At 36.5% G+C, this 13,158-nt stretch carries 13 protein-coding genes; 9 read left to right on the forward strand and 4 right to left on the reverse strand.

The features are described 5' to 3' along the window. Position 1: 1 nt before the first annotated feature. From metW to KCG35_RS00470, 5 genes are all read left to right on the forward strand, one after another. Positions 2-595: a methionine biosynthesis protein MetW gene (gene metW / locus KCG35_RS00450; protein WP_215817686.1), complete on the forward strand. Its 594-nt coding sequence runs from the start codon at positions 2-4 to the stop codon at positions 593-595. A 405-nt stretch (positions 596-1,000) separates the two neighbouring features. Then, positions 1,001-1,423 (forward strand): DUF4426 domain-containing protein, encoded by a 423-nt coding sequence (locus KCG35_RS00455; protein WP_215817687.1) that lies wholly within the window; start codon positions 1,001-1,003, stop codon positions 1,421-1,423. An 8-nt stretch (positions 1,424-1,431) separates the two neighbouring features. Further along, a complete protein-coding gene (gene rdgB / locus KCG35_RS00460; RefSeq protein ID WP_215817688.1) occupies positions 1,432-2,034 on the forward strand; it encodes an RdgB/HAM1 family non-canonical purine NTP pyrophosphatase in 603 nt (200 codons plus the stop codon). Between the two features lie 10 nt (positions 2,035-2,044). Next, entirely contained in the window at positions 2,045-3,187 is a 1,143-nt protein-coding gene (gene hemW / locus KCG35_RS00465; protein ID WP_215817689.1) for a radical SAM family heme chaperone HemW, read from the forward strand. A gap of 5 nt (positions 3,188-3,192) precedes the next feature. Beyond that, on the forward strand, positions 3,193-3,519 hold the full coding sequence (locus KCG35_RS00470; RefSeq protein ID WP_215817690.1) for a DUF3392 family protein: 327 nt from the start codon (positions 3,193-3,195) through the stop codon (positions 3,517-3,519). A gap of 133 nt (positions 3,520-3,652) precedes the next feature. On the opposite strand, the gene KCG35_RS00475 is transcribed toward KCG35_RS00470, so the two are convergent. Continuing rightward, complete coding sequence (locus tag KCG35_RS00475) at positions 3,653-4,435, reverse strand: hypothetical protein (protein ID WP_215817691.1); 783 nt, start codon at positions 4,433-4,435, stop codon at positions 3,653-3,655. 904 nt (positions 4,436-5,339) lie between these two features. Here KCG35_RS00475 and tdh point away from each other — a divergent pair. Both tdh and KCG35_RS00485 read left to right on the forward strand, forming a co-directional pair. Continuing rightward, positions 5,340-6,350: an L-threonine 3-dehydrogenase gene (tdh, locus tag KCG35_RS00480; protein ID WP_215817692.1), complete on the forward strand. Its 1,011-nt coding sequence runs from the start codon at positions 5,340-5,342 to the stop codon at positions 6,348-6,350. Between the two features lie 472 nt (positions 6,351-6,822). Next, complete coding sequence (locus KCG35_RS00485) at positions 6,823-7,608, forward strand: PleD family two-component system response regulator (protein WP_215817693.1); 786 nt, start codon at positions 6,823-6,825, stop codon at positions 7,606-7,608. Position 7,609: 1 nt separating this feature from the next. On the opposite strand, the gene KCG35_RS00490 is transcribed toward KCG35_RS00485, so the two are convergent. Then, positions 7,610-8,446 carry a 5'-nucleotidase, lipoprotein e(P4) family gene (locus tag KCG35_RS00490; protein WP_215817694.1) on the reverse strand — a complete coding sequence of 279 codons (837 nt, stop codon included), beginning with the start codon at positions 8,444-8,446 and terminating at the stop codon, positions 7,610-7,612. A 276-nt stretch (positions 8,447-8,722) separates the two neighbouring features. On the opposite strand from KCG35_RS00490, the gene KCG35_RS00495 reads away from it, so the two are divergent. Continuing rightward, positions 8,723-9,322: a CDP-alcohol phosphatidyltransferase family protein gene (locus KCG35_RS00495; RefSeq protein ID WP_215817695.1), complete on the forward strand. Its 600-nt coding sequence runs from the start codon at positions 8,723-8,725 to the stop codon at positions 9,320-9,322. 116 nt (positions 9,323-9,438) lie between these two features. After that, a complete protein-coding gene (locus KCG35_RS00500; protein WP_215817696.1) occupies positions 9,439-9,825 on the forward strand; it encodes a hypothetical protein in 387 nt (128 codons plus the stop codon). 304 nt (positions 9,826-10,129) lie between these two features. On the opposite strand, the gene KCG35_RS00505 is transcribed toward KCG35_RS00500, so the two are convergent. Both KCG35_RS00505 and KCG35_RS00510 read right to left on the reverse strand, forming a co-directional pair. Beyond that, a complete protein-coding gene (locus KCG35_RS00505) occupies positions 10,130-11,494 on the reverse strand; it encodes an L-serine ammonia-lyase (RefSeq protein ID WP_215817697.1) in 1,365 nt (454 codons plus the stop codon). 33 nt (positions 11,495-11,527) lie between these two features. Further along, complete coding sequence (locus KCG35_RS00510; RefSeq protein WP_215817698.1) at positions 11,528-12,808, reverse strand: aromatic amino acid transport family protein; 1,281 nt, start codon at positions 12,806-12,808, stop codon at positions 11,528-11,530. Between the last annotated feature and the right edge of the window lie 350 nt (positions 12,809-13,158).

Consider the following 13,158-nt stretch of genomic DNA (forward strand, 5'->3'; position numbering starts at 1 on the left):
TATGCGTAACGACTTCGCCATTATTGAGCCCTGGATTACACCCAACAGCCGAGTACTCGACTTAGGCTGTGGTGATGGAACTCTTCTTCAACACTTGCAGACTCACAAGGACATACAAGGATATGGCCTGGAAATAGATGAAATCTATATCAACGAATGCCTGACTAAAGGCGTCAATGTTATACAGCAAAACCTTGACCAAGGTTTATCAAATTTTACTGATAATAGTTTTGATACTGTTGTAATGACCCAAGCACTGCAAGCAGTTCACTATCCACATCTTGTGCTTGATGAAATGATGCGTGTTGGCCATGAATGTATTGTTACATTTCCTAACTTTGGACACTGGCGTTGTCGACTTTACCTTGCTCAGCGAGGCAGAATGCCCGTGTCAAAGTTTATGCCATATACTTGGTATGACACGCCCAATATCCACTTCTGTACCTTCAAAGACTTTGAGGAATTGTGCCGAACAAAGCGTCTGCGAATTTTAAATAGGACTGTTGTAGACCAATCTCACCAAGGCCACTGGCTATTTCATATTTTACCTAATGTATTTGGTGAAATCGCCATTTACCGCCTAGCAAGAAGTTAGACATAACATTCAACTAGATGACAGAAGAGAAGCCTAATGCTAGCTATACTTTCTTTTTGAAAACGCTTACTTATAACGCCATTAAATAGGTAGCTGCTGTTTGGGGACAGTACCGATATTGAAAAGTAACTCGCTATTATGTCATAAAGTAGAATTAAATCTAAATATACTAGTAATAACAATCACTCTAATGAAAACAGTGTATTGGAATAACAACAGAGCTCTGCTCATGCTGGCTGAAATTAAAAATCAACAGATTATTATATGTTTTCCCTACCAACACACTGCAAACATTCTTGTCTTAACACCCTGAGGTTGGTCATGTTCAAGCACCCTAACTTTTCAAAAACGTATTTATATTCACAGGATTTCTCTGTAAGCAACAAGCTGTTGCAAGTGTTTACTATGATCGTTTTGATGCTTTTCTGGTTACCAAACACTTATGCTGAAGAAAGTAACAGCAAAACACAGGGTGACTATACTGTCCACTACAGTGCTTTTCCTAGCACCTTTCTTAAACCTGAGATAGCAAAGCGTTACAATATACCTAGAAGTGGAGCATCTGGTGTTATCAATATTTCCGTACAACACAAAACAAATACTGGATCAGAAGCTGTATCAGCCAAAGTTTCTGGCTCAACAGTGAATCTATTACAACAAAAAAACACATTAGCATTTAATGAAGTAAAAGAACAAAAAGCTATTTATTACTTAGCCACATTTCCTTACACCAACGAAGAAATTCTTCACTTCAATATTTCTGTGACAGCTAGCGAAAACTCATCTCCCATCTCTATTAAATTTACCAAGAAGTTTTATAAGGATTAGTCTGAACTATGTCTGGAGATATCCAACAAGTTGTATTAGCCAGTAATAATAAAGGTAAGCTAAATGAGCTACAGCATTTACTTGGCAGTCTAAATATAAAAATGCTACCTCAAAAACAAATGGGTGTTTCCGAGGTTGCAGAGACAGGTCTGTCATTTGTTGAAAATGCCATCATCAAAGCACGCCATGCTTCTCGCATTACTGGTCTCCCAGCAATCGCTGATGATTCTGGTTTGGAAGTTGATGCATTGGATGGTGCTCCAGGTATTTACTCTGCTCGTTATGCAGGTGAACAAGCCTCAGATGCAGAGAATATTGAAAAACTACTCAGAGAACTCGCTACCGTCTCAACACAGCAACGTACAGCACGCTTTCAATGTCTTCTTGTTTTCTTAAAACATGCAAATGACCCCACCCCTTTGATTTGTCAGGGAACATGGGAAGGTCTTATTTTAGAAGAACCCCGTGGTGAACATGGATTTGGCTATGATCCTTTATTTTTTGTGCCTAGTGAACACTGCTCTGCAGCCGAATTACCAGCAGGCATTAAGAATGAACTTAGCCACCGAGCCAAAGCAATGGCCTATCTATTGCGTGAATTAAAAAAGTAGTGAATTCACTATGTCATTAAAGTTACCGCCTCTAAGCTTATATATTCATATACCCTGGTGTATAAAAAAGTGCCCATATTGTGACTTTAACTCACATACAGCTCAGGATAGCCTCCCCGAAAGGGAATATTGTCAGGCGCTTATTGATGATTTAACGGCTGATCTATACTTAGCTCAAGGGCGTCCACTACAAAGTATTTTTATCGGAGGCGGAACTCCCAGTTTATTTTCAGCAAAAAGTTTTAATTATTTGCTAAAAGAAATACAGCAGAAAATTCCTTTTACCGATGATATTGAAATCACCCTTGAAGCAAACCCAGGAACCTTTGAGCAAGCGAAGTTTAGTAGCTATTACCAAATAGGTATTAACCGTTTATCAATTGGCGTGCAAAGTTTTCAGTCCCAACAATTACAACGCTTGGGTAGAATTCATAATTCTCAGGAAGCGCTGCGAGCCATCGACATGGCGAAAAAAGCAGGTTTTGACAATATCAACATAGATCTTATGTTTGGCTTGCCACAACAGTCGATAGATGACGCCCTCTTTGATTTAAACCAGGCTATTTCATTATCACCTATGCATATTTCCTGGTATCAACTGACAATAGAACCCAATACAGTTTTCTTTTCAAAACCGCCAAAACTACCCGATGATGATAGTCTATTTGCAATCCAGCAAGCTGGTCAGAACCTGCTTCATAAAGCAGGTTTTCAACAGTATGAAATTTCAGCTTATGCAAAAGAAAAGCATAAATCTGCACATAATATGAATTATTGGGAATTTGGTGACTACTTGGGAATTGGTGCTGGCGCACATGGCAAAATAACCTTACCCGACAAAAATAAAATATATCGTTTCTGGAAAACCAGGATGCCCAAAGACTATCTGGACCTTAGTAAAAGTTACTTGGCAGGTAATCGAGATGTTCTACCAGAAGAACGTCCATTAGAATTTTTAATGAATACTCTACGACTTAATAATGGTGTACCAAGTCACTATTTTTTAGACAGAACTGGCGAACCATTGCAATCAATTTATAATCAATTAGACTCTGCACAAAAGCAATCTTTGTTAATGCCATTTTCAAATCAACTACAGGCAACTCCAAAAGGACTGCTATACCTTAATACACTATTAGAAAACTTTATGTAATTAATATGAATGTAATCATTAGTACAGTAACTTCAATGTCACAGTGGGCACGATCTTATCTTGATGAGATATCCTTAAGCATTATTGCTGTGCTATTGATGATGTTTGGTAGTCAACTTTCCCGCTACTTACGTAAACGTTTATCATCATTAAATAGTTTCTTAAGGTCATTACTACTTATTACTCTTTGTTTAATCTTTAGTGGCCTAGCGATTATCGTTTTTCCTTCATACTTACATGCCGCAATTTCATCATTTAATAACCAAACTTTATTCCCTGTACTGCTCATCATCTTATGTTTATTGGGTGTTTTGGCTGATAAAAATAATTAGATACAGCCCTATAAATAGGCAGTCTAATATTTTTTTAATTGCTGGATTGATAAACATCTTAATAGTGTTTATTTACTATAAACTTTCAAACCAACAACTAAAAAATCCAGGAAAACACTCTGGTTCTAAATAGTCACACATCACAACAGGAAAAGCCATTTAATAAAATGGACTTATGCTTTTTAAATGCATATCGATGCTGATTTGAAACTAATCTCACACTACTAAGAATATCTAAAACAAGTTGTTTTGGAGCACCATCATCAATTATTTTTAGATATTTATTTTGCTCATTTATTGTAGTCACAATTGTTACTCTATACTTAACTTTTCCACGCTTAACTTCCATCATATAAGCTGAAATATTATCAATAGTATAATACTCTGGAACACTGATAAGCTGCTCTGACGCTTTATACAAAAATGCCAACCGCCAAATTGTTTTTTGATATAAATTTTTAGGCTCTTTTATTTTTTTAGTATTCAAATAAGCAATCTTAAAAAGATCAACAGGAACCAATTGATTTTTACCTTGTTTTTCTTTTGCCGATTTTATCAGGTCCGCATGTTTACCTGCTATAGGTTCTGGCGTCTGTTTTACAGAAATACCAATTCTAAAATCATCATAAAGTAATGAGTAAGAAGGAAGTCCACCGTAAATATGCTGATAATTAAATCCCTGTGGAATGCTCACCTCAAAAAGCTCATTCGAAATCTTGAGCAAAGATTTACTACTTCTAGCCTGTGGCCAGTTTTTCTTAACAGCAATCCAATCACACCATTTTACACCTTCACAGGTTTCGTCTGGTGTCGGAAGCTGCAGAACCTTATCGGGCTCTACTGAGAATGCAGCTCCCTTGGTGGCAAGCAGCATCAATAATATAGGCAGTAAAAGTTTAAATTTTATACACTTCATATAGTAACTACTATCCGTAATGGTTTGAACTTCCTTATTGGCGTGATTCTATAGTAGCATTAATTCAATAAAACTGTTACATTATACATTGTTAGTTGTGTATATCTATACACTGAGTAATTCTTAGGCAACACTCATTTTACTGGATATTCACAAATCTTATACAATAAATTCATATAATTGGTTACAAATTCTCATACTCTCGAAACAAATCATTCTTTTGATTATAATCGAGCAGTAAGTGCCAAGTACTAGTATGCAGGTAACTCGATTGAAACAAAAACAAAACTCAGGTTAACCTGGCACTTCTCACTTTATCTTAAAGGTGCAGGGTACCGAAACTTGCAATGGGTATTTTTGTATACAGAGCCGGATATGCTGCTGTAGTGCCAGTTCCCATTCCCTGAATATATTGATATCTCTTACTTCTACATTACTGAGTATATGTCTGTAACAGCTTATATCTTAGAGATAATAAACACATACTTGCAGGACATATAAACCAGGAGTGGATAGCTATCAAAAGAAACCTGCCCTGCTCTTTAACACTTAATTTGTCGTACATAAAGTAATTAAAGAGTATTTGCATAGTCATTTTGTATGCGGTCTTGAGAATTTAATAACGCAAACTAAATAGTTACAAGGAATACAAACCATGTAATCAGAGGAATCATTTTGAACGGGAGAGTCAATATACGCCCAGGACAGCTATTATTTAACCTGCCATACTTAGCCGTAAAATAAATCGGTTAAAGTTAATGGTATTAACTTAGTTAAGCACATTCTTGGACAAGATTGATGATACTTAACATACAAACCACTTTTAACTATTTAAAGTAATCACCAATTTTTTTATCTGTTTCTGTTTGCATAGATAAGGAAGTATTTTCGCAGCAGGTGTATCATGAAGGCTTTAGTAAAATCAAAACCTGAACCCGGCCTTTGGATGGAAGATGTGCCCGTACCAACAATTGATCCACATGAAGTTCTTGTGGAAGTTGATGTTACTGCAATTTGTGGCACAGATTTACATATCTATAACTGGGACAAATGGGCACAAAAAACAATTCCCGTGCCAATGCATATTGGACATGAATTTGTAGGTCATGTTGTTGAAGTGGGGAAAGATGTCAAAAATATTAAAGTAGGTGAGCGTGTTTCAGGAGAAGGCCATATCACCTGCGATTATTGTAAAAATTGCAGAACCGGCAAGTCACACCTATGTGCACATACTGTCGGCTTAGGTGTAAACCGTCCAGGTGCTTTTGCGGAGTATGTTTCTCTTCCTGCCAAAAATATTATAAAAGTACCTAAAGAAATCCCTGATGAAATTGCCGCTATTTTTGATCCTTTAGGGAATTCAGTACATACAGCCCTTTCCTTTGACCTTATTGGTGAATCCGTATTTATCTCTGGAGCAGGCCCTACAGGATTAATGTCTACTCAAATAGCCAAGTATGTTGGTGCAAAAAACATTATTGTTTCAGATGTGAACGAATATCGCTTAGCATTAGCTGATAAAATGGGTGCAACCCACACTGTAAATGTACTACATACCCCCCTAGACAGTGTAGAGCATGAATATGATATTGCTCTAGAAATGTCAGGCAATGCCTACGCATTGCAAACCCTTATAAAAAATATAAGTCATGGCGGCAAAATAGCCTTACTTGGTATATTTCCAGAACATGTTTCTATTGATTGGGACAATGTTATTTTTAAAGGACTTCACCTAAAAGGGATTTATGGCAGAGAGATGTTTACAACCTGGCATAAAATGCTGGCTCTACTACAAAGCGGTTTGCCTATTTCTCCAGTCATTACTCACCATTATCACATAGATGAGTTCCAGTCTGGTTTTGAAATTATGAACTCCAGAAACTGCGGAAAAGTAATTTTAAACTGGAAGAAATAGAATATCTTACTTTGAAAGGATATTTGTACAATACAGCATCTTTACAGCTGTTGAGTATAAATTAATCAACAAGGACGTTTAGCAACACTCATTCTTCCCCCTCAATGAGTGTATAAATATTATCCAATATTGGCTAAAAAGATTACCGATGATAGTTAACAGTAACAACCCCAAAGACAATAGTTGACCCACACCTAAACAACACATCGAACCAGTTCAAATTAAAAATTATTTTGTTGATTTGATTCAACCTATCAGAATGAACTAGTTTCAAGTCGTAGGCCTATATTGTCTAATAGTCATCAGTTGTTAGACCACAATATATCGTGTGACATTTTTGTAGTAGAAGCAAGCAGCTATCAAAACTAATGCTTCACTTTCCTACAAAGCGTAACCAAAAAAAACATACGTGTATTAGCTACTATTGATTAGATTGATTTTAGCAATAAGAGACCTTTGATAAGGCAGTACAATGAATAAAACCATTGATAATATTAATAGCTCACTTTCTAATCAACAGGTAAACATACCACTAGCCCCAGTCAATCCTTTACAATCAGACCAACGATCTCTCATCATTGGGGATAGCTTATGTGCTTCAAAGTTACTGGAGATACTCAGTAATCACTTACCTATTGATGTTTTAGTTGCAACCGACTCAACTTCAGCAATTAAAATGTTAGCCTCTTACCAACCTACCCTTATTTTCATTTGCTCTGATATAAAAGGACTTACCTGCTTAAGCATGCTTAAAATGCTGAAAGATAATCTTAGCAACAAAGAAACACCCATTATCATTATCAACGAACGTGGAGAAAACTACTTAAGCGAACTTGCCCCCATTCTAGGAGCCAGTGCATGTGTTAATATTCCTTTCAGATCCAAAGAAATTACTGACTTAGTTACTCAATACTTACCTGAAGCGACACACAGCAATACATACAACGTAAGATTACTAATTCAGTGTACAGAGAAAAGACAAAAAGTTGCTCGCTCTTTAACTCAATATGGCTACCAACCTCATTTTTACGATGTAAATAATCTAAACATTCCGCAACTTGAGTCAGTGAGTGGTGTGTGGATAGTTGACTACGAAGATGATGAGGTCTTCGGCTTTGTGGAAGAACTACTTGAGTACGAAAATACTTCTGTTCTTTTTGGAGTAGACGAACCACCAATGGGTACTGAAAATAAACACCTTTTTACATTATGGCAGCAGCGACTTATTAACAAAGTGCTCTCTGCGAGTAGTAATTAAATTATTGATTAAAATATTGCTCTCGTATTTTCAATTTTTGTGCATTCGAAGTATTCCACTGATAATTATATAATGCTCCCTCCCAGTCCCCATAAACAGGATTAGGCAACATAATAAAACGCTTACCAAACTCACTACCCATCATATCAACAGCATCATTTCGTTGTATCGTCGGTTTATCAGTAAAAATCAATGAAAAATCATTTAAATTATCGCCTATTAATAAAATAACTTCATGAGTTTGTTCAACTCTATCTCTTCTTGGTTGTTTATTCCCTGAAGCTTTCTTTAACAATAAGTGATGCTGATCAGCAAATGGGAACTCCATTTTCACCATGTTATCAATTGTTGCTGTCAGTCCATCCCTCATAGATCTATTACTAATATAAAAGACCTCAACGCCTCGAAACCTTGCGTATTTCAAAAATGCTAAAGCTCCAGGCACAGCTTGTGCGGTTGATTCCCCCACCCATGCTTTCCAACCACTGGGAAATGCCTCTCCTTCAGCAATAAGACGATTAAAGTAGGGAACATTTGACAATACTGTTTCATCTATATCAACAATAATAGCCAATGGCTTATCTATACCCCGATGGTAAGACAACCGCCTATCAAGCTGAAGTTTTGCGATATTAAACGCTTGATGACATAAAGCACGGTACTCACCTGCACTATAGACCCACAACGCACTCAATATAGACTGTTGTGCTAATTGTTGCTTATCAGTACTAAAGGTATTATTCGATGTGGCACAACCAGTAATGCCTGGACCCATTAGGCTTAAAAGCATAACCCATAACAATAATAAACGTGAGCGCACCTTGTAAGCCAATACCATAATCTGATTCCCTTCTACTCTCAAGAAGTTTACCAAATAAGATTAGCCAATAGCGTAAATCTTAACCTAACAGTTAGGTTACTTAATCGTGGCATTAATATTTATTACTTATTGTAGTGTATAACTATACTTTAATTTTTATATTTGTTTATAAACAACAACTAATAATATACTACTAGAAGTGGAAAAAATGAAAAAAGTATATGTTATAATAAGCCACCAAAATAATATAGTTACTATTTTGGACTAACCAACTTTTATTAAGAAAAAAATGCTATGCCAACAATTTATGATTTAAAACCTAAATTTCAACAACTATTACAACCTATCGTTAATAAGCTTGCACAAGCTGGATATACGCCAAACCAAGTAACTATTTCCGCATTAATTATGTCAATTATTTTTGGGAGTTTAGTTGCATTATTCCCTGCAAACACAGCTCTATTATTACTACTTCCTTTTGTCTTATTCATAAGAATGGCGCTTAATGCAATTGACGGTTTATTAGCTAGACAACACAACATGGAAACAAAACTTGGACAATTAATTAATGAGTTAAGCGATATTATTTCGGATACAGCTTTATATCTTCCCTTTGCACTTATTGAAAATACCTATGCGCCTTTCGTCATCATCTTCGTAATACTAGCAATTGTTGCAGAAACAACAGGTATCCTTGCGATGGTTATAAGTCATCATCGGGCTTATGATGGGCCAATGGGTAAAAGTGACCGGGCTTTTTCATTTGGATTGCTAGCTATTTTACTTTCCTTTAGCACACCAACCTATTTAATCAATTGCCTATTAGCTGTTCTTATGATCCTCTCGCTATTAACAATAACAAACCGTTGCAAAGCAGCATTATCAGTAAATTAACAACACCTAATAAATAATCACCTTAATATTTAGGCTGGCCGAATATACAGCAATTAAACTATTGACATAATATGTCTTATTTCGTAAGGTATCTACTGCGACTTCAGGAGGTTCCTATGACAGCCCCAACGCATGATAGCTTTATACAAGCATACCACAAAGGCAATGTTCGTATTCAGTTTGATATGGAGCAAGCATTAGAAATACTCTTGCAACATCAGACTGATCCCAATATTCACAAAGCCTTCTTAAAGCTGAAAAAAGCTAAAAAGAATACTAAGTGGCTACTTGCTGGTGGATTAATTGCTTTATTAACACCATTTAAAGCGCTCTGTTTCCTTGTTCTACTATTCCTAGCACTCATGTATCTGGGAGAACGTTACGCAAGAACTTATATCACACGAGAGATGTTATCTAATGAAACTTTTTATAACGAAATGATAAAACAAAAGGTTGTAAATATAATTGTAAATCAATCTAGCAACTCAATACCAGAAATGTAGTGATACAGCACTCATATCATATTCGAGTTGTACTTCGATTGGGTCCATATCTTGAAAATAATCTTTACTAGCAAACAGCCAAGGAAGGCAAATTATCACTTTTCATATACGTCACAAAAAATACTCTTCGCACAGGATATACTAACGTTAATGAATCACTGTATATAATTTATCTGTGAAATTTTTTATTACCAAATAAAGCGAGTACTTCATTTATACCTACTCAAAAAGAATACATTATTAATAAAGTACTCGCTGATAGCTCCGTTAACAAATAATGTCGTTATAAACAAAGGAAACTAGTTTAACAACGTGCAATAATTTTAACAGCAAGTCCTCCTTGAGACGTTTCTCGATACTTACTATGCATATCCTTTCCTGTTTCATACATAGTTTCTATTACTTTATCAAGAGAGACTTTTGGAGAAGATGAGCGACGCAATGCCATTCGACTTGCATTAATTGCTTTCACTGCAGCTAAAGCATTGCGCTCAATACAAGGTACTTGTACTTGCCCAGCAACAGGATCACAGGTTAATCCTAGGTTATGCTCCATGCCTATCTCTCCAGCAACAGCAACTTGCTGTGGTGAACCGCCCATAATTTCGGTCAGCCCAGCAGCCGCCATAGAGCATGCTACTCCCACCTCTCCCTGGCAACCAACTTCTGCGCCAGATATTGATGCATTCATTTTATATAACTGACCAATACCACCTGCAGCCATGAAATAAGCGTTCAATTCCAAATCTCCTACAGGATGAACAAACTTATCATAGTAAGCCAAAACAGCAGGTATTATTCCTGCTGCACCATTTGTTGGTGCTGTCACAATCCTGCCACCAGCAGCATTTTCTTCACTCACTGCCAATGCATACATATTAACCCAGTCTAAAATTGTCATCGGGTCAACAGAAAGCGCATTATTTGCAGAGAGATAACGATGTAAGGCTGCAGCCCGACGAGGCACTTTAATTGGGCCAGGAAGATACCCTTCAGTCTCTATTCCTCGAGCAATTGCTTGCTGCATTACATTCCATATTACTTTCAATTTAGCCGCAACAGCTGACTTTTCATAAAATGAGAGTTCATTTAAGTAAATAACTCGACTTAAACTTAACCCATGTTTATCACATTGAAGCAATAACTCTTCTGCAGATCTGAATTTATATGGAAGCTCTTGTTCTGTGGGAGTAGCATCCCTACTGTACTCTTCATCCGTGACAACATACCCACCACCGATAGAATAATATATTTCTTTTATCTGCTGATTCTGCCCAGTTTTGGCTATAAAGCGCATACCATTTTCATGTTTTGGTAATGGCTCAGGAATAAAAGAAATACTACGAGAAAACCAAGGGACCGATGGTCCCCCTGGTAAATCAAGTTTTTGGTTATCGGCAACGCTTGCCAGCAATTCAGTGATTATTTCTGTAGGAACACTATCAGGCTTGTAACCAAGTAAACCAAGAATAACTGCCTGGTCAGTACCATGCCCCTTGCCCGTTAAAGCTAATGAGCCATACAGTTCAACCCGGATAGAGGTTACCTGAGATAGCTTTCCCTGCTTTGCCAGCTTTCCTATAAATTGATAAGCGGCAAGCATGGGACCAACAGTATGCGAACTTGATGGTCCAATCCCTACTTTGAATAAGTCAAGAACACTAAACATGATGCCTACTCCACAAGGCCATTAAAGGACCTGCTATGCCACCAATTGATATAAAATTGCAGAAATTGCGATGCAACCCATTATTGAGACGAATACATTAGTCCATACCCCACGGTATTTTTGCATAGCAGCAACTTTACGTATGGCTATCATAGGCATAATGAATAATATAGCCGCTATGATTGGCCCACCTAAAGACTCAATCATTCCCAAAATACTTGGATTTATAATGGCAACAATCCAGAGTGTTACAATAATAAATACTATTGTTATCAGATTTACAGTTTTTTGAGGAATGTTAATACCTGCACTTTTAGCTTGTTGAGAAATAATGCCATTTAATCCTTCTCTAGCACCTAAATAATGTCCAAAAAATGAACTAACAATAGCAAGAAATGCCACAACAGGCCCTATGTAAGAAATAATCAGACTGTCTTGCTTATTGGCTAAGTAAGATAAAATAGAAATATTTTGTGCTTTAGCTTCTGCTAACTCAGCAGGATTTAAACTTAATACACATGAAAATACGAATAACATAACAAAGCCCAATAACAAGCCTGCATTAGCAAATAAAATACGTTCAGACTTATGGATTGCTTTATTATCATATTCACGGTGTTGAGCTAAAGCGAAACTTGATATTGCTGGAGAGTGGTTAAAGGCAAAAACAAGCACTGGTATTGTAAGCCACAAAGTAACACCAATTGAGCTTAAGCTGGGCATATCTGACAATGAACTCAAATTCCACTCAGGAATCAGCCAAAAAGATAATACAGCTAAAATAGTGATTAGTGGGTACACCAAAAGCTGAGTCACTTTCAGCATAAACTTCTCACCTAATAGCATGACAGACATCATACCCATTATTAACACTAGTGATAGAATCCAGCGCGCGGGAGAGGCAACTTCAAGCTGATTCACTAAAAAACTGTCGACGGTATTTGTGATACCAACACCATAGATTAATAAGATTGGATAAATAGCACAAAAGTAAAGAATGGTTATTAGTTTTCCTGCTCCTTGACCAAAATGTTCTTCCACAACCTGAGTGATATCACTTCCAGGCTTTCCAGATGATAGTACAAACCGGCATAGCCCTCTGTGTGCCAAGTAGGTCATAGGACCAACTAAAATTGTCATAATAACTAATGGCCAAAACCCTGCCATTCCTGCATTGATAGGTAGAAAGAGAACGCCTGCTCCAACCGCTGTCCCAAACAGGCTTAATACCCAACTCACATCATTTTTTGTCCATGTCGACTTCTGTACGTTATTCTCTACAGAACTACTCTGTACTACTTCTTCGTTATTCATATAAGCCACCTAAGTATTATGTAGGCAAAAATAATTTATTTTATTTGTCTATATATTTTATTTGTCTATATATTGAACAGACTTGAGTTAAGTCTATTGTTTTCGTAGATGTCTCAATTAAAGAAAAACATGTCTTCCACAAAAAAGACGTCATAGGTATTATTACCTAAATATATGCGCTATAAACTTAGCAAAAAGTGACATATTTTTAAGTAGTTTCCACATTAATTTATTATACATGCAACATCAATACACTTTCTAAAAAGCTAGGTAGGATATAAATAACTTTTTCAACAAAAATACATAGTTCAAAAAACAACCAAAACTTTAATTCAGTCACATTATTTTAA

Source organism: Zooshikella harenae, from assembly GCF_018837975.1.
GTDB classification, from domain to species: domain Bacteria; phylum Pseudomonadota; class Gammaproteobacteria; order Pseudomonadales; family Zooshikellaceae; genus Zooshikella; species Zooshikella harenae.

Coding starts and splice junctions, on each gene's coding strand:
- metW (WP_215817686.1), top strand. CDS start 2: ATGCGTAACGACTTCGCCATTATTGAGCCCTGGATTACACCCAACAGC.
- KCG35_RS00455 (WP_215817687.1), top strand. CDS start 1,001: ATGATCGTTTTGATGCTTTTCTGGTTACCAAACACTTATGCTGAAGAA.
- rdgB (WP_215817688.1), top strand. CDS start 1,432: ATGTCTGGAGATATCCAACAAGTTGTATTAGCCAGTAATAATAAAGGT.
- hemW (WP_215817689.1), top strand. CDS start 2,045: ATGTCATTAAAGTTACCGCCTCTAAGCTTATATATTCATATACCCTGG.
- KCG35_RS00470 (WP_215817690.1), top strand. CDS start 3,193: ATGAATGTAATCATTAGTACAGTAACTTCAATGTCACAGTGGGCACGA.
- KCG35_RS00475 (WP_215817691.1), bottom strand. CDS start 4,435: ATGAAGTGTATAAAATTTAAACTTTTACTGCCTATATTATTGATGCTG.
- tdh (WP_215817692.1), top strand. CDS start 5,340: ATGAAGGCTTTAGTAAAATCAAAACCTGAACCCGGCCTTTGGATGGAA.
- KCG35_RS00485 (WP_215817693.1), top strand. CDS start 6,823: ATGAATAAAACCATTGATAATATTAATAGCTCACTTTCTAATCAACAG.
- KCG35_RS00490 (WP_215817694.1), bottom strand. CDS start 8,446: ATGGTATTGGCTTACAAGGTGCGCTCACGTTTATTATTGTTATGGGTT.
- KCG35_RS00495 (WP_215817695.1), top strand. CDS start 8,723: ATGCCAACAATTTATGATTTAAAACCTAAATTTCAACAACTATTACAA.
- KCG35_RS00500 (WP_215817696.1), top strand. CDS start 9,439: ATGACAGCCCCAACGCATGATAGCTTTATACAAGCATACCACAAAGGC.
- KCG35_RS00505 (WP_215817697.1), bottom strand. CDS start 11,494: ATGTTTAGTGTTCTTGACTTATTCAAAGTAGGGATTGGACCATCAAGT.
- KCG35_RS00510 (WP_215817698.1), bottom strand. CDS start 12,808: ATGAATAACGAAGAAGTAGTACAGAGTAGTTCTGTAGAGAATAACGTA.